The 16,415-nt window shown below is 61.6% G+C and carries 15 protein-coding genes; 8 read left to right on the forward strand and 7 right to left on the reverse strand.

Annotation, left to right across the window (positions count from 1 at the left end):
- Window positions 1–6: 6 nt before the first annotated feature.
- The 5 genes from AB9L16_RS23895 to AB9L16_RS23915 all read right to left on the reverse strand — a co-directional run bounded on the left by AB9L16_RS23895 (window position 7) and on the right by AB9L16_RS23915 (window position 7,019).
- Entirely contained in the window at window positions 7–1,227 is a 1,221-nt protein-coding gene (locus AB9L16_RS23895; protein ID WP_305381660.1) for an electron transfer flavoprotein subunit alpha/FixB family protein, read from the reverse strand.
- Complete coding sequence (dgcB, locus tag AB9L16_RS23900; RefSeq protein ID WP_252886911.1) at window positions 1,227–3,176, reverse strand: dimethylglycine demethylation protein DgcB; 1,950 nt, start codon at window positions 3,174–3,176, stop codon at window positions 1,227–1,229. The genes AB9L16_RS23895 and dgcB overlap by 1 nt, the downstream gene beginning before the upstream one ends.
- 152 nt (window positions 3,177–3,328) lie before the next feature.
- On the reverse strand, window positions 3,329–5,389 hold the full coding sequence (dgcA, locus tag AB9L16_RS23905) for a dimethylglycine demethylation protein DgcA (RefSeq protein ID WP_024014595.1): 2,061 nt from the start codon (window positions 5,387–5,389) through the stop codon (window positions 3,329–3,331).
- Between the two features lie 15 nt (window positions 5,390–5,404).
- Window positions 5,405–5,935 (reverse strand): 4-vinyl reductase, encoded by a 531-nt coding sequence (locus AB9L16_RS23910; protein ID WP_039757633.1) that lies wholly within the window; start codon window positions 5,933–5,935, stop codon window positions 5,405–5,407.
- Between the two features lie 106 nt (window positions 5,936–6,041).
- The gene (locus tag AB9L16_RS23915) at window positions 6,042–7,019 is read right to left on the reverse strand and encodes a dipeptidase (RefSeq protein ID WP_007962626.1); all 978 of its coding nucleotides are present in this window, start codon (window positions 7,017–7,019) and stop codon (window positions 6,042–6,044) included.
- 231 nt (window positions 7,020–7,250) lie between these two features.
- Between AB9L16_RS23915 and AB9L16_RS23920 the strand changes: the two genes are divergently transcribed.
- Entirely contained in the window at window positions 7,251–7,652 is a 402-nt protein-coding gene (locus tag AB9L16_RS23920) for a lysozyme inhibitor LprI family protein (RefSeq protein ID WP_095181435.1), read from the forward strand.
- Between the two features lie 48 nt (window positions 7,653–7,700).
- Window positions 7,701–8,117: a DUF3010 family protein gene (locus AB9L16_RS23925; RefSeq protein WP_016772815.1), complete on the forward strand. Its 417-nt coding sequence runs from the start codon at window positions 7,701–7,703 to the stop codon at window positions 8,115–8,117.
- Window positions 8,118–8,252: 135 nt separating this feature from the next.
- Here the strand turns inward: AB9L16_RS23925 and AB9L16_RS23930 are convergent, their stop codons facing one another.
- Window positions 8,253–9,197 carry a GlxA family transcriptional regulator gene (locus tag AB9L16_RS23930; protein WP_041476759.1) on the reverse strand — a complete coding sequence of 315 codons (945 nt, stop codon included), beginning with the start codon at window positions 9,195–9,197 and terminating at the stop codon, window positions 8,253–8,255.
- A gap of 191 nt (window positions 9,198–9,388) precedes the next feature.
- Between AB9L16_RS23930 and AB9L16_RS23935 the strand changes: the two genes are divergently transcribed.
- The 6 genes from AB9L16_RS23935 to AB9L16_RS23960 all read left to right on the forward strand — a co-directional run bounded on the left by AB9L16_RS23935 (window position 9,389) and on the right by AB9L16_RS23960 (window position 14,887).
- On the forward strand, window positions 9,389–10,333 hold the full coding sequence (locus AB9L16_RS23935) for a choline ABC transporter substrate-binding protein (protein WP_071173857.1): 945 nt from the start codon (window positions 9,389–9,391) through the stop codon (window positions 10,331–10,333).
- A gap of 120 nt (window positions 10,334–10,453) precedes the next feature.
- Window positions 10,454–11,341, forward strand: a complete 888-nt coding sequence (locus tag AB9L16_RS23940) for a 3-keto-5-aminohexanoate cleavage protein (RefSeq protein ID WP_056786525.1) — start codon at window positions 10,454–10,456, stop codon at window positions 11,339–11,341.
- A gap of 133 nt (window positions 11,342–11,474) precedes the next feature.
- Window positions 11,475–12,440 (forward strand): L-carnitine dehydrogenase, encoded by a 966-nt coding sequence (locus tag AB9L16_RS23945; protein WP_150636865.1) that lies wholly within the window; start codon window positions 11,475–11,477, stop codon window positions 12,438–12,440.
- A 127-nt stretch (window positions 12,441–12,567) separates the two neighbouring features.
- Entirely contained in the window at window positions 12,568–13,044 is a 477-nt protein-coding gene (locus AB9L16_RS23950) for a thioesterase family protein (protein ID WP_056786520.1), read from the forward strand.
- Window positions 13,045–13,070: 26 nt separating this feature from the next.
- Complete coding sequence (locus AB9L16_RS23955; RefSeq protein ID WP_375122796.1) at window positions 13,071–14,234, forward strand: gamma-butyrobetaine dioxygenase; 1,164 nt, start codon at window positions 13,071–13,073, stop codon at window positions 14,232–14,234.
- 389 nt (window positions 14,235–14,623) lie between these two features.
- Window positions 14,624–14,887 carry a hypothetical protein gene (locus tag AB9L16_RS23960; RefSeq protein ID WP_008083190.1) on the forward strand — a complete coding sequence of 88 codons (264 nt, stop codon included), beginning with the start codon at window positions 14,624–14,626 and terminating at the stop codon, window positions 14,885–14,887.
- A 73-nt stretch (window positions 14,888–14,960) separates the two neighbouring features.
- On the opposite strand, the gene AB9L16_RS23965 is transcribed toward AB9L16_RS23960, so the two are convergent.
- The gene (locus tag AB9L16_RS23965; protein WP_007949927.1) at window positions 14,961–16,064 is read right to left on the reverse strand and encodes a GlxA family transcriptional regulator; all 1,104 of its coding nucleotides are present in this window, start codon (window positions 16,062–16,064) and stop codon (window positions 14,961–14,963) included.
- Window positions 16,065–16,415: the final 351 nt, after the last annotated feature.

Raw genomic sequence — 16,415 nt, forward strand, 5'->3', positions numbered from 1 at the left:
GTTTCCTTACGCCGCATCGCGCTTGGCTTCGTTGCGGTAAGCCGCGACCGCTTCGATCAACGCTTGCAGAATCTCTGCGCTTTCGCCGATCACCGAGAGGTCGGCACGCTTGATCATGTCGCAACCCGGATCAAGGTTGATTGCCACCACCTTGTCGCAGGCGCCAATGCCTTGCAGGTGCTGGATTGCGCCAGATATACCCACAGCCACATAGACCCGCGCAGTGACCCAGGTGCCGGACGCGCCGACCTGACGATCGCGCGCCATGAAGCCGTCGTCCACCGCAACCCGCGAAGCGCCTTCGGTGGCGCCGAGGGCCGCCGCTGTTTCGTGAAACAGCTGCCAATCCTTGACGCCGTTGCCGCCGGAGAAAATGAACTCCGCTTCGGCCATCGGAATCGCTGCCGGATCCACCGCCACGGCACCAAGATCTTCGATTCGCGACAAGCTGCGCGCGACGCTTGTGGATAACTCCACTGGCAACGCTTCGTGACGAGTTTCGCTGACCGGTTCTGCGCATTCGGCAGCGGCGAGAATCAACCGCGCCACCGGACGCGCCAGATCTTGCAATCCGGCCCCGGCGCGGCCGATGCACTCCTGATCCTTGACCTGCCAGACCCGCGTGGCCGGACGCTCGCCCAGTGCAGCAGCAAAGCGCCGGCCGAGTTCGCCGCCACCGCTGCGGCTGTCCGGCAGCAACCAGTGACGCGGGTTGAATTGGTTATCCACAGCGCGCAAGCCCTGCACCCGTTGTTCCGGTGCATAACCGCTGAATTCCTCGCCTTCGAGCAGCAACAGGCGATCGACGCCAGCGGTCTCGAAAGCGCTTTCCTTATGCTCGCCGAACACCACGGCGAGCACCGCACCATCGGTGCCGGCCAGTTGGTGAGCAAGGCCGAGCAGATCGCGGTCGTGGCTGCTCAGGCGACCACCGACCATATCCGGCACCACACTGATGTAGAACGCCGGGGCCGGTACCTGATGCAGCGGCAACTGCACTTCAACAGCAGAGGAACGTTTGACCGCCCCGCCCTGCTGCGCGCCGCTGCGGTCAATGCGTTTGATGCCGTTAGGGCCGATAAAACCCATGCCGTGCAGATTCTTGCGGATGACGCCGTTAGGCCCCATCCAGCTGTGTTGCGCCGGTTGCATCGCCGCGTGCAGCGGATGCAGGCGGTTACGCGCAATCCATTCGGCGCGCGGGTCGCGGCGGATAATGTCGCTCATCAGTGCACCTCCGCAGGTTCACGTTTGGCCGGGGTGGCAGGCTTGCTTGGCGCGGCGTCTTCGAGCAACGCGTCGGCGACCAGTTCGGCGATGTCCTTGATCAGCGGACGCGGCTCGACCACGCCTTCGAGCATCGCCGTGCACTGTGGACAACCCACCGCCACCAGTTCGGCGCCGGTTTCGCGGATGTCTTCCATGCGCATGTCGGGGATGCGCTGCTTGCCCGGAATGTCAGTGATCGGCGCGCCGCCACCGCCGCCGCAGCAGCGCGAGCGGAAGCCGGACCGTTGCATCTCTTTGACTTCAATGCCGAGGGCACGCAGCACTTCGCGCGGCGCTTCGTACTCGCCGTTGTAGCGGCCCAGGTAGCACGGATCGTGATAGGTCACGCTATTGCCTTTGTGCTGCCCGAGGTTGAGCGCGCCGGCCTGAATGATCTCGGCCATGTAGGTGCTGTGGTGCTGCACCAGATAGTTGCCGTCGAAGGCGCCGTACTCGTTTTTCAGCACATGGAAACTGTGCGGATCGCAGGTGACGATGCGGTTGAAACTGTATTTGGCCAATGTCTGGATATTGCGTTTGGCGAGCTGCTGGAACGTTGCTTCGTCGCCGAGACGCCGCGCCACATCTCCGCTGTCGCGCTCCTCAAGACCGAGTACAGCGAAGTCGACTTTCGCTGCCTTCAGCACTTTGACGAAGGCACGCAGGGTGCGCTGGTTGCGCATGTCGAACGCGCCGTCGCCGACCCAGAAGAGCACGTCGGTGGATTTCTTTTCGCTGAGCAGAGTGAGGTTCAGGTCCGCTGCCCAGTTCATCCGCCCGCCCGGGGCGAAACCGCCGGGGTTGTCGGTGGCGATCAGGTTTTCGAGGACTTCGGCGCCCTTGTTCGGCGTAGCGCCTTTTTCCAGGGTCAGATGCCGGCGCATGTCGACGATCGCATCGACGTGCTCGATCATCATCGGGCATTCCTCGACGCAGGCGCGGCAGGTGGTGCACGACCACAGGGTTTCGGCGTCGACCAGACCGTTGACGATCGGTTGGTGCGGATTGCCGCCATGCTCGCCGATTGGTTTGCCCGGATACGGGCTGCCGGCGAACTTAGCGTCAGTGCCGCCGGCGAGGCCGACGACCATGTCCTGAATCAGTTTTTTCGGGTTCAGCGGCTGGCCGGCGGCGAAAGCCGGGCACGCTGCTTCGCACTTGCCGCACTGCACGCAGGCGTCGAAACCGAGCAACTGGTTCCAGGTGAAATCCTTGGGTTTTTCCACGCCCAGCGGCGCATCGGGATTGTTCAGGTCCAGCGGTTTCAAACCGGTCGAGCGCCCGCCGCCGAAACGTTCCGGGCGACGGTGCCAGGCCAGGTGCAGCGCTCCGGCAAAGGCGTGCTTCATCGGCCCGCCCCAGGTCATGCCGAAGAACAGCTCCGACACGCCCCACAGCACGCCAACACCGAGGATGGCGGCGAGCACCCAACCGCCGAAGTTTTCCGGCAGGATTCCCGCCACCGGCAGGGTCACCAGGAAAAACGACGCGGAGAAGGCCAGCAGGCTTTTCGGCAGGCGCATCCACGGGCCTTTCGACAGACGCGCAGGTGGATTGACCCGGCGCAGATACATGAAGATCGCGCCGACAAACATCACCGCCGACATCAGCAGCAAGGCGTAGCCAAGGATGCGGTTATGCAGGCCGAAACCGTGCACCAGAATGGCCAGCACAATCGACGCCACCGCACCGCCCGCCGTGGCGACGTGGGTGTTGGCAATGTATTTGTCCCGCGCGACGACGTGGTGCAGGTCGACCATGTAGCGCTTGGGCATGGCCAGCAGACCGCCGAGCAGATCGACCTTCGCCGCCCGCCCCCGGCGCCACATGTTCATCCGCCGCAACGCGCCGAGGACAGCAAGGCCCAGGGCTGCGAACAACAGGATTGGAAGAAGGGTGTTCAACATGGTGAAGCTCCCACCAGACAGCCTGGAGAAACACGATCCGCTTTACTGTGGGAGCGAGCCTGCTCGCGAAAGCGCTGGGTCAGTCGACATCAGCGTCAACTGACAGATAGCATTCGCGAGCAGGCTCGCTCCCACAGGGTTATGTGCAAGCCTTAAAAGTCTTTACACAGTCTGAGTGCGTCATAGATCGCGGCGTGGGTATTACGCTGCGCCACGCAGTCGCCGATGCGGAACAGCAAGTAGCCGTCGCCCGCTTCGCTCAGCGAAGGTTGCGGCTGGATCGCGAACAGCGCTTCGACGTCGATCTGGCCCTTGTTGCGCGAGCCGTCCTTGAGCGCGTAGTAGATTTCCTCGTCCGGGCGTACGCCGTTTTCGACGACCACCTGATCGACGACCCGCTCCTCTTTCGCGCCGGTGTATTCGTTCTCCAGCACCGCGATCAGCTTGTCGCCTTCGCGGTAGACCTTCTCCAGCATCATGTCGCCGGTCATGATCACTTCTTTCGGGTACATGCTGCGGTAGTAGGTCGGGAACGATGTGCCGCCGATGGCCACGCCCGGTTTGATGTCGTCGGTGACGATCTCGACCTGGCTGCCCTTGTCGGCGAGGAAGTCGGCCACCGACATGCCGGTGAACTCGCAAATGGTGTCGTAGACCAGCACGTTCTTGCCCGGCGCGACTTTGCCGTCGAGCACGTCCCAGCTGCTCACCACCAGCCCTTCGGCGGCGCCCCAGTGTTCGTTCTGCTCGAGATACGGATGACCACCGACCGCCAGCACCACGACATCCGGACGCAGGTCCATGATCGTATCGGCGTCCGCCGCCGTGCCGAGGCGCAGATCGACTTTCAACCGCGCCAGCTCCAATTGGAACCAGCGGGTGATGCCGGCAATCTGATCGCGCTGCGGTGCTTTCGATGCGGTGGTGATCTGCCCGCCGATGAAGTCTTTTTTCTCGAACAGTGTGACGTCGTGGCCCCGCTCGGCAGCCACGCGTGCTGCTTCCATCCCGGCCGGGCCGGCACCAACGATCACCACTTTGCGTTTCGGCCCGGTGGATTTCTCGATGATGTGCGGCACGCCCATGTATTCACGGGAGGTCGCGGCGTTCTGGATGCACAGCACGTCCAGGCCCTGATACTGGCGGTCGATGCAATAGTTGGCGCCGACGCACTGCTTGATCTGGTCGATCTGGCCCATCTTGATCTTGGCGATCAGGTGCGGGTCGGCGATGTGCGCGCGGGTCATGCCGACCATGTCGACGTAACCGCCTTCAAGGATGCGCGTGGCCTGGTTCGGGTCCTTGATGTTCTGCGCGTGCAGCACCGGCACCTTGACCACTTCCTTGATCCCGGCAGCCAGATGCAGGAACGGCTCCGGTGGATAACTCATGTTCGGAATGACGTTGGCCAGGGTGTTGTGGGTGTCGCAACCCGAGCCGACCACGCCGATGAAGTCGAGCATGCCGGTGTCGTCGTAATACTTGGCGATCTGCTTCATGTCCTCGTGGGACAAGCCGTCCGGGTGGAACTCGTCACCGCACAGGCGCATGCCCACGCAGAAATCGTCACCGACCTCGGCGCGCACGGCTTTGAGGACTTCCAGGCCGAACTTCATCCGCCCTTCGAAGGTGCCGCCCCATTCGTCGGTACGCTTGTTGACGCGCGGGCTCCAGAACTGGTCGATCATGTGCTGGTGCACTGCCGACAGTTCGACACCATCAAGGCCACCGGCCTTGGCCCGGCGCGCCGCCTGAGCGTAGTTGCCGATCACCCGCCAGATCTCTTCCGGCTCGATGGTTTTGCAAGTGGCGCGGTGCACCGGTTCACGGATGCCCGAGGGCGACATCAAGGTCGGCCAGTTGAAGCCGTCCCAGCGCGAGCGACGGCCCATGTGGGTAATCTGGATCATGATCTTGGCGCCATGCTTGTGCATGGCGTCGGCCAGATTCTGGAAGTGCGGAATGATCCGGTCGGTGGACAGATTGACCGAACTCCACCATTCCTGCGGGCTGTCGATCGCCACCACGGACGAACCGCCACAGATCGCCAGGCCGATGCCGCCCTTGGCTTTCTCTTCGTAGTATTTGACGTAGCGGTCGGTGGTCATGCCACCGTCAGTCGCGTAGACCTCGGCGTGCGCGGTGCTGAGCACGCGGTTGCGGATGGTCAGTTTGCCGATCTGGATCGGCTGGAACATTGCTTCGAAAGCCATGGCACGGTCCTCGGCTTACAACGGCTTGACGATGAACAGGCCGTCATCGTGGCCCTCTTCGGAGCCTCCGTAGACTTGTTCGGCCACAGTACGAATCTTGCTGCCACGGGCTTCGAGGATCTGATCCATGGCGCCGGCGAACCAGCCGGTGAACATGTAGTCGACCTTGCGCCCGACCTTGCCGTAGACATAGACAAACGCCGAGTGCTCGAGCTTGACGCTGGCGGTGCCCTTGTCGAGGTCGATGTCCTGGATCTTGAACAGGCCCCAGCCGCGCTGCGACAGGCGCTTCATGTAGTGCTCGAACACCGCAACGCCTTCCAGGCCGTGGCATTCGGCTTCCTTTTCACACCAGTGCCAGGCGGATTTATAGCCGGCCTTGTAGAGGATTTCTGCATAGGCTTCAGCGCCGAGCACTTCCTCGATGCCCATGTGGTTGTTGACGAAAAAGTGACGTGGCACGTAGAGCATTGGCAGGGCGTCGGAGGTCCAGACACCGGTCTCGCTGTCGACTTCGATTGGCAATTGCGGGGCGATCTTGGCCATGGAAACTTAACTCCAGAAAATTTTAGATTCAGTGTTGACCGCGGCCCTCACCCCAGCCCTCTCCCAGAGGGAGAGGGCGCAGATCGGCGGCGGTCTTGAGAAAGCGTTACTCGCCCCAGACGTCTTTGAGGACGTTGACCCAGTTCTCGCCCATGATCTTGCGCACCACGCGCTCGGAATGGCCGCGCTTGAGCAGGGTTTCGGTGAGGTTGGGGAATTCGCCGACGGTACGGATGCCCAGCGGGTTGATGATCTTGCCGAAGCTGGTCAGGCGGCGGGCGTAGCCCTTGTCGTGGGTCAGGTATTCGAAGAAATCCTGACCGTGGCCCTGAGTGAAGTCGGTGCCGATGCCGATGGCGTCTTCGCCGACGATGTTCATGGTGTATTCGATCGCTTCGGCGTAATCGTCGATGGTCGAATCAATGCCCTTGGCGAGGAACGGCGCGAACATGGTCACGCCGACGAAACCTCCGTGGTCGGCAATGAACTTCAACTCTGCATCGGATTTGTTGCGCGGGTGCTCTTTGAGACCCGACGGCAGGCAGTGCGAATAGCAGACCGGTTTTTTCGATTCGAGAATGACTTCTTCGGAGGTCTTGGAACCGACGTGGGACAGGTCGCACATGACGCCGACGCGGTTCATCTCGGCGACAATCTCGCGACCAAAACCCGACAGGCCGCCGTCACGCTCGTAGCAACCGGTGCCGACCAGATTCTGGGTGTTGTAGCACATCTGCACGATGCCAACGCCGAGCTGCTTGAACACCTCGACATAGCCGATCTGGTCTTCGAAAGCGTGGGCATTCTGGAAGCCGAAGAGGATGCCGGTCTTGCCCTGCTCCTTGGCGCGACGGATGTCGGCGGTGGTGCGCACCGGCATCACCAGGTCGCTGTTCTCGCGGATCAGTTTCTGGCTGGCAGCGATGTTGTTCACGGTCGCCTGAAAGCCTTCCCACACCGACACAGTGCAGTTGGCCGCCGTCAGACCGCCCTTGCGCATGTCTTCGAACAGCTCGCGGTTCCATTTGGCAATGATCAGACCGTCGATAACGATGCTGTCGGCGTGTAATTCGGCTGGGCTCATCAGGCGTCCCCTTATTGGCGATTCATGCGCCGAATCGTCTGCCGGCGCTTTGGGGCCAGCATATGCCTCGGTGCCGGGGCGACCGGGTGCAAAAACGACAGGGGAATTGCCGAAAGCGTCAATCCGCGACAAAGGGTCGTCGGCCGCCCTCCTCGGCTGGCTGTTCAAGCCCGCGCGCTTACGCCAGAATCTGCCGCAGCCTGCACCTACCAACGGATTAGAGCGACCCCAATGAAATCAATAATCCTCGCCCTGGCACTGATTGCGACCGGCGCCCACGCCGCCGAAGAATCCGAGAACAACCCGTGCGATGCGGTGGAAAACGACATCCAGACCCTGGAATGCTCTGCCTACAGCCGCAGCACCGCCGAGGACCTGCTCAAGGACAACTACGCCAGCCTCAACGAACGCATGCAGACCGCCTACGGCAAGAACCCGACGCAACTGGCCGACATCACCGCCAAACTGAAAACCGCCCAGCAGCAGTGGTTGAAGACGCGGGATGCGGATTGCGCGGTGGAAGCGTTCCCGTCCACGGCGGGGAGCAAGGCCTTCACCATTGCGCAGAATGACTGTGTCGCGCGGATGAGTGATGAACGGTCGGAGTTTTTGGAGTCGATTGGGCAGGAGTGAGTGTTTTGAGCTGTAAGCTGAACCTCTTAAGCCAGTCTAAGGATTCCCATGAACATCTGCGGCATTGAAATCAAAGGCAGCGAAGCGATCATCGCCGTGGCGGCGCTCGATGGTTCGACGTTGAGCCACGTCCCTCTCGCCACGAAGAAGATTGCTCTGGATGACGACGACGAGGCGGCGAACGTGCGGCGGTTCGCGGCGCAGGTGGCATCGTTTGTGCGGGAGAACTCGGTGGACCGGATTGCGATCAAGAAGCGCAGCAAAAAGGGCGAGTTTGCCGGTGGGCCGACGACGTTCAAGATCGAGGGCGTGTTTCAGTTGCTTGATGGTTGTGAGGTAACGCTGCTGTCGCCGCAGACGATCAATGCCCAGGCCAAGAAGCACAATTTCGAACTGCCCGGGACGTTGAACAAATATCAGCATGAGGCTTACAAGGCGGCGTGCTCGGCGTTGGTGAAGAAATAAGCCTCTCTCAGGCGCCGGAAATTATGTGGGAGCGAGCCTGCTCGCGAATGCAATGTGTCAGGCAACATCAGTGTTGGATGACAGACCGCTTTCGCGAGCAGGCTCGCTCCCACATTGCTTTCATGCAAGCCCCATTCACGCCTGCGCGGTACGCCGGTCTTCCCGGGGGCAGCGGGCGAAACGCGCGCGATAACTGCGGGTGAAATACGACGGCGATTCAAACCCGCAGGCAATGCTGACTTCGAGCACGCTCATGTCGGTCTGGCGCAGCAACTGCCGGGCCTTTTCCAGCCTTAACCGCAGATAGAAATTGCTCGGCGTATCGTTCAGATGCAGCCGGAACAAGCGCTCCAGTTGCCGCCGGGTCACCTTGATCGACTCCGCCAGTTGCAGCGTGGTCAGCGGTGGTTCGCTGTGCTGTTCCATCTCGCCGATCACCTGCACCAGTTTCTTGTTGCTGATGCCGTAACGCGTGGCGACTTCCATGCGCTGGTGATCCTTGCGCGGGCGTATGCGCCCGAGCACAAACTGCTCGCTGACCTGAATCGCCAGTTGCGGGCCGTGGGCCTGGGCGATCAGGTCGAGCATCAGATCAATCGAGGCCGTACCTCCCGCCGAGGTGATCCGCCGCCGGTCGATCTCGAACAGCTCCTGGGTGACGCTGAGCTGTGGATAAGATTCCTTGAAGGCATCGATCGCCTCCCAGTGCAGGGTCAGGCGATGGCCGTCGAGCAGGCCTGCTTCGGCAAGGACGAAGCTGCCGGTGTCGATCGCACCGAGGGTTACGCCGTCGTTGTCCAGCCTGCGCAACCAGTGTTCCAGCGTCGGCGTGATGAACTTCAGCGGTTCGAAGCCGGCCACCACCAGCAAGGTCGCGCCTTTCTTCAGCGGCTCCAGCGCTGCATCGGCGTTGACCGACATGCCGTTGCTCGCCAGTACCGCGCCGCCATCGGCGCTGAGCACATGCCAGCGGTACAACTCGCCGCGAAAGCGGTTGGCTACGCGCAGCGGTTCGATCGCGGAAATAAAGCCGATGGCGGAGAACCCCGGCATCAGCAAAAAGTAGAAATCCTGGGACATGGGCGCACTCGGTTGGCGGGTCGCGTGGCTCTTTGATACGCCGATTATCGGCGGTGTTCAAGCGTGCAGGTCGCTACAGTGCAAATGCCAGTCGCCGCAGTGCGCTTTCACGGGTGCATAGCTGCGTAACTTGGCCTCACCGGCGCGCAGATGCCGGGAACCACAATAATCGAACTGCCGAGGAACCCGACATGAAACGACTGATCAGCAGCTGCGTTCTTGCACTCAGCGGTACCGCTTTTTTCAGCACCGGCGTAATGGCGGCCGAACCGGCCTCCTGCAAGAACGTACGCATGGGCGTGGTCAACTGGACCGACGTGATCGCCACCAGTGCCATGACCCAGGTCCTGCTCGACGGCCTCGGCTACAGCACCAAACAGACCAGCGCCTCCCAGCAGATTATCTTTGCCGGGATTCGCGATCAGCGTCTGGACCTGTTCCTCGGCTACTGGAACCCGCTGATGACGCAGACCATCACGCCGTTCGTCGAGGCCAATCAGGTGAAAGTGCTCGAAGCACCGAGCCTGAAAGATGCCCGCGCCACTCTCGCCGTACCGACCTATCTGGCTGACAAGGGCCTGAAAACCTTCGCCGACATCGCCAAATTCGAGAAGGAATTGGGCGGCAAGATCTACGGCATCGAGCCAGGTTCGGGCGCCAACACGCAGATCAAAGCGATGATCGCCAAGAACCAGTTTGGTCTGGGCAAATTCCAGCTCGTCGAATCGAGCGAGGCCGGCATGCTCGCCGCCGTCGATCGCGCAGTGCGCCGCAAGGAAGCCGTGGTGTTCTTCGGCTGGGCGCCGCACCCGATGAACGTCAACATTCAGATGACCTATCTGACCGGCAGCGAAGACGCCCTCGGCCCGAACGAAGGCATGGCCACGGTGTGGACGGTCACCGCGCCGAAATACGCCGAGCAATGCCCGAACATCGGCCGCCTGCTGGCCAACCTGACTTTCACCGCCGAATCCGAGAGCCGGATGATGCAGCCGCTGCTCGATCACAAGGATGCCTTCGAGTCGGCGAAGCAGTGGCTCAAGGATCACCCCGAAGACAAACAGCGCTGGCTTGAAGGTGTGACGACTTTCGATGGCAAACCGGCTGCTGAAAATCTGCAACTGACCAGCAAATAACCCCTCGATTGAAGAGCCCCTCACCCTGACCCTCTCCCCAAGGGAGAGGGGAATTTGACGACGCTTCGCAGCCCCGCAACGGGCTGCGGACAGACCCATCACGCCTGAAGGAAACGCACCATGAACCACGACGTCATCATCACCTGCGCACTTACCGGTGCTGGCGACACGACCGCCAAAAGTCCACATGTGCCGATCACCCCGAAACAGATTGCCGCTGCAGCGGTGGAAGCGGCCAAGGCTGGCGCCACCGTGGTGCACTGCCATGTGCGCGATCCGCAGACCGGTAAGTTCAGCCGTGACGTGGCGCTGTACCGCGAAGTGATGGAGCGCATCCGCGAGGCGGACGTCGACATCATCGTCAACCTGACCGCCGGGATGGGCGGCGACCTGGAAATCGGACCTGGCGAGAAGCCGATGGAGTTCGGCCCGAACACCGATCTGGTCGGTCCGCTGACCCGTCTCGCCCACGTTGAACAGTTGCTGCCGGAAATCTGCACCCTCGATTGCGGCACGCTGAACTTCGGCGACGGCGACACCATTTACGTATCCACTCCGGCGCAACTGCGCGCCGGCGCCAAGCGCATCACCGAACTGGGGGTGAAGGCCGAACTGGAGATTTTCGACACCGGGCATCTGTGGTTCGCCAAGCAGATGATCAAGGAAGGCTTGCTCGACAACCCGCTGTTCCAGCTGTGCCTGGGCATCCCGTGGGGCGCACCGGCCGACACCACCACGATGAAAGCCATGGTCGACAACCTGCCCGCCGACGCGGTGTGGGCCGGCTTCGGCATCGGCCGCATGCAGATGCCGATGGCGGCGCAAGCGGTGCTGCTCGGCGGCAACGTGCGGGTCGGCCTGGAAGACAATTTGTGGCTGGACAAAGGTGTGCTGGCGACCAATGGCCAATTGGTTGAGCGCGCCACGGAGATCCTCAGCCGCCTCGGTGCCCGGGTGCTCACACCGGCAGAAGGCCGGAAGAAAATGGGACTGACCCAGCGCGGCTGATCCATCACCCATTTCACCTGTAGGAGCTGCCGAAGGCTGCGATCTTTTGACTTTGATTTTTTAGAAGCAAGATCAAAAGATCGCAGCCTTCGGCAGCTCCTACAGGGCTCTTCGAACTCTTCAGGACATCACCATGCGCTTTATCACCGAAATCAAAACCTTCGCCGCTCTCGGTAGCGGTGTCATCGGCAGTGGCTGGGTCGCCCGCGCGCTCGCCCACGGCCTCGATGTAGTGGCCTGGGATCCGGCGCCCGGCGCTGAGGCGGCATTGCGCCAACGCGTGGCCAATGCCTGGGGCGCGCTGGAGAAGAACGGCCTGGCGCCGGGTGCTTCGCAGGATCGTCTGCGTTTTGTCGCGACCATCGAGGAATGCGTGCGTGACGCCGACTTCATCCAGGAAAGCGCCCCGGAGCGGCTGGAACTGAAGCTCGATCTGCACAGCAAAATCAGCGCCGCGGCCAAGCCCGATGCGCTGATCGGCTCCAGCACTTCAGGCCTGTTGCCCAGCGAGTTCTACGAGAGTTCGACGCACCCTGAACGCTGCGTGGTAGGCCACCCGTTCAACCCGGTTTATCTGTTGCCACTGGTGGAAGTGGTCGGCGGCAAAAATACCGCGCCGGAAGCGGTGCAAGCGGCGATGCAAGTCTACGAATCCCTCGGCATGCGCCCGTTGCATGTGCGCAAGGAAGTGCCGGGTTTCATCGCCGATCGCTTGCTTGAAGCGCTGTGGCGTGAGGCGTTGCACCTGGTCAACGACGGTGTCGCGACGACCGGCGAGATCGACGATGCAATCCGTTTTGGCGCTGGTCTGCGCTGGTCGTTCATGGGCACGTTCCTGACCTACACCCTGGCCGGCGGCGATGCCGGCATGCGCCACTTCATGTCGCAATTCGGTCCGGCGTTGCAGTTGCCGTGGACGTATCTGCCGGCACCGGAGCTGACCGACAAGCTGATCGATGATGTGGTCGATGGCACCACTGATCAGCTCGGTCGGCACAGCATTTCGGCGCTGGAGCGCTATCGTGATGATTGTTTGCTGGCGGTGCTTGAAGCGGTGAAGACCACCAAAGAGAAGCACGGAATGAGTTTCAGCGAATAGACCTTGCAAAGCGCTTCCGGCCCCTTCGCGAGCAGGCTCGCTCCCACAGGTAAACGCATTTCAATGTGGGAGCGAGCCTGCTCGCGAAGACGGCAGTCCAGTCATCATCAATGTTGGAACCGAAACCATGCCCCACCTCACCACCTACCAAACCACCATCATCCCCGACTGGGTCGACTACAACGGCCACCTGCGCGACGCCTTCTACCTGCTGATCTTCAGCTACGCCACCGACGCGCTGATGGACCGCCTCGGCATGGACAGCAGCAACCGCGAGGCCAGCGGCCACTCGCTGTTCACCCTCGAACTGCACCTCAATTATCTGCACGAAGTGAAACTCGACACCGAGGTGGAAGTGCGCACGCAAATCATCGGCCATGACAGCAAGCGCCTGCACCTCTACCACAGCCTGCACAAGGTCGGCGATGAGCAAGAGTTGGCCGGCAATGAACAGATGCTTTTGCACGTCGACCTCGCCGGCCCGCGCTCGGCACCGTTCAGCCCCGATACGTTGCATCGCTTGCAGACCATCGTCGCGGATCAGACCGACCTGCCCGCTCCCGCTTACATCGGCCGCGTGATCGCGCTGCCACCCGCTCGGTAAATCCCCCCCATCGCCAAGGAGCCGCCATGAACACCGCCGTCGCTGTTGCCGATTTTCGTACTTATCCGTTGATCAGCGCGCTCGGTGGCGTGCAGGGTCTGGCGGATCGCGTTGTCATCGAATGGGCTGACGGACGTGTCAGCCCGTTTCACCACGTATGGCTGCGCGACAATTGCCCATGTGATCAATGCGTCTACAGCGTCACTCGCGAACAGGTCTTCGAGAGCGTCGATGCCGCCGAGGATTTGCAACCGCTGGCCACGCGCATCGACACCGATGGTTGCCTGCGCATCGACTGGCAGGACGGTCACCTGAGCCGCTTCGACCCGGGCTGGTTGCGCGCACATGCCTATGACGATGAATCCCGCGCCGAACGCCTGGCCGGCAGACCGCAGCCCCGTTTGTGGCACAGCGATCTGCAGTTGCCGGTGTTCGACTACACCGCGCTGATGAACGACAACGCCGCGCTGCTGCAATGGTTGCTCGCCGTGCGCGACATCGGCCTGACCCAAGTGCGCGGCGTACCCACCGAGCCGGGCTCGCTGAAGCTCATCGCGCAACGGATTTCGTTCATCCGCGAAAGCAACTTCGGCGTGCTGTTCAATGTGCAATCCAAAGCCGACGCCGACAGCAACGCCTACACCGCCTTCAACCTGCCATTGCACACGGATCTGCCGACTCGCGAGCTGCAACCGGGGCTGCAATTTCTGCATTGCCTGGTGAATGATGCCGAGGGTGGCGAGAGTATTTTCGTCGATGGTTTTGCGATCGCCGAAGCCTTGCGTCTGGAGGAGCCGCAGCTGTTTGAGGCCCTGTGTGAAATACCCGTGGAGTTCCGCAACAAGGACCGGCACAGCGACTATCGCTGCCTGGCGCCGGTCATCGCTTTGGATGCGCTGGGCCGGGTGACGGAGATTCGCATGGCCAACTTTCTGCGCGGAGCGTTCGATACGTCGGTGGCGCAGATGCCGTTGCTGTATCGCGCCTATCGGCGCTTGATTGCGATGACCCGCGAGCCGCGATTCCGGCTGATGCAGCGGCTCAAGCCGGGCGAATTGTGGTGCTTTGACAACCGCCGCACGCTGCATGCGCGCAATGCCTTTGATCCAGCGACCGGGGCGCGGCATTTTCAGGGCTGCTATGTCGACCGGGATGAGTTGTTGTCGCGGATTCTGGTGTTGCAACGTTGAACCGCGTCATCGTTCTTCGCGAGCAGGCTCGCTCCCACTATTAACCGCATTCCCCTGAATGAACGCGGTCTTCTGTGGGAGCGAGCCTGCTCGCGAAAGCGCCAGCGGGAACAACAAATCTCTGGCTGATTCACAGGCAAAAAAAACTCCGATCAAGCCGTGACAGGATCGGAGCTGAGGAGGGTACTGTTGAGGAGCTGCCAGGCGAGGGTGACCAAACCTTCGTGAAGCGAGCTGAGGCCAGTGTGCCTAGTCGACAATCCAGTTGGTTAGCCGAAAACGACCTGTTCATAGTCGTCCCGGCCACCGCGACAAAACGCCCTTGCCGCGTCCGGTCGGGGCCACCAGAATCGAGCCAAGACCTCCGTTGCCACAGAAGGATTTGCGTAATGATGTACGCCGATTTGATTGACCAGGAAGATCTGTTGGGCCAGCTCAAGGCCTTGGGTATTCAGGTGCCGAGCGGTACCACCGCCGAGCAGGCCTGTGAGTGCGCGGTGCGTGGCCTGGACAATGTTCGCGCATTCGAACTGCGCAAGATGGTCAAGGACATGTACACCAGCGGCGCCAGCATTCAGCCGGCGGTGCGTCAGGCGATCGACAAACAGTTGTTGCCGGCCCTTGCGGATTACCAGCAGTCCCACAGCGCCTGAGAAACCCCTTCGCGAGCAGGCTCGCTCCCACCTGATCGTTCCCACGCTCTGCGTGGGAACGATCAGACTCGGTCTACAGCCTTACGCTGGCAAACGTCGACTCATTGCGCGCCTGACTCAGCGCTGACATCGGCCCCGACAGCGGCGACATCACGATGGCCTGCGGCAGCGGCAGCATGGCTACCTGCTGGGTGGTGTTGGAGCCGACGCGCTCGTCACGTGGCGGAATGCCGAAGTACTCGCGATAGCACTTGGAGAAGTGCGGCGTGGAGACGAACCCACACACCGACGCCACCTCGATGATCGACATCGGCGTCTGCTTGAGCAGTTGCCGGGCGCGGATCAGGCGCAGCTTCAGGTAGTAGCGCGATGGGGAGCAGTGCAGGTATTTCTGGAACAACCGCTCCAGCTGTCGACGCGACACCGCGACATACACTGCCAGCTCATCAAGGTCGATCGGCTCTTCCAGATTGGCCTCCATCAACGCGACGATTTCCTGCAGCTTCGGCTGATTGGTGCCGAGCATGTGCTTGAGCGGCACACGCTGATGATCCTGTTCGTTGCGGATGCGCTCGTAGACGAACATTTCCGAGATCGCTGCCGACAGTTCACGCCCGTGATCGCGGCTGATCAGGTGCAGCATCATGTCCAGCGGCGCGGTACCGCCGGAACTGGTGAAGCGGTTACGGTCGAGGGTGAACAGGCGTGTGCTCATGGCCACGCGCGGGAAAGCTTCCTGCATCGCCGCCAGACATTCCCAGTGCACGCTGCAATCGAAGCCGTCGAGCAGACCCGCGCAGGCCAGCGCCCAACTGCCGGTGCACACCGCGCCAAGGCGCTTGGACTGGCGCGCCTGACTTTGCAGCCAAGAGACGTGTTCACGGGTCACGGTGCGTTGAATGCCGATGCCGCCGCAGACAATCACAGTGTCCAGAGGCGGGGCTTTGTGCATGGAGGCGTCGGGAGTGATCTGCAGACCGTCACTGGCCCAGACCTGGCCGCCATCGACGGTGAGGGTGCTCCAGCGATACAGCTCGCGACCGGACAACTGGTTGGCCATGCGCAGCGGCTCAACGGCGGACGCCAGGGAAATCAGCGTGAAATTGTCCAGCAGCAGAAAGCCGATGGATTGAGGCGCACGGTTCTGGGGTTGGGCCCCGGAGTTGAACGACGTCATCGCGGTATCTCCTCACACAAAGCGGGTGGCGGCCTCAGGCGGAGGCTCTTGTTATTGCCCGCGTCTCACAGAGAAAGCAGGCTTTGTTATGACAGAGCAATTGCCGTGCCTGAAATTGGACGGCCATTCAATAACTCCTGAAAACGACCTCGCGACGCGTCTATACGAGACCTCGGAACACGCCATTTCGAAGTGCCATCAGATGCCGCGAGAGCCCTGCCGCGCAGCCTGTGAGCAGATCGGTAGCACTTGTGGGAACTGGCCTGCAGAGGATTTGCACAGAGTGTCACCGCAAGCACGGACGACGGACGGTCGATTAACGACTGACAAGTCACGACTGACAATGACGCT

The sequence above is a fragment of the Pseudomonas sp. LW8 genome (assembly GCF_041956865.1).
In the GTDB taxonomy this organism is placed as follows: domain Bacteria; phylum Pseudomonadota; class Gammaproteobacteria; order Pseudomonadales; family Pseudomonadaceae; genus Aquipseudomonas; species Aquipseudomonas siliginis.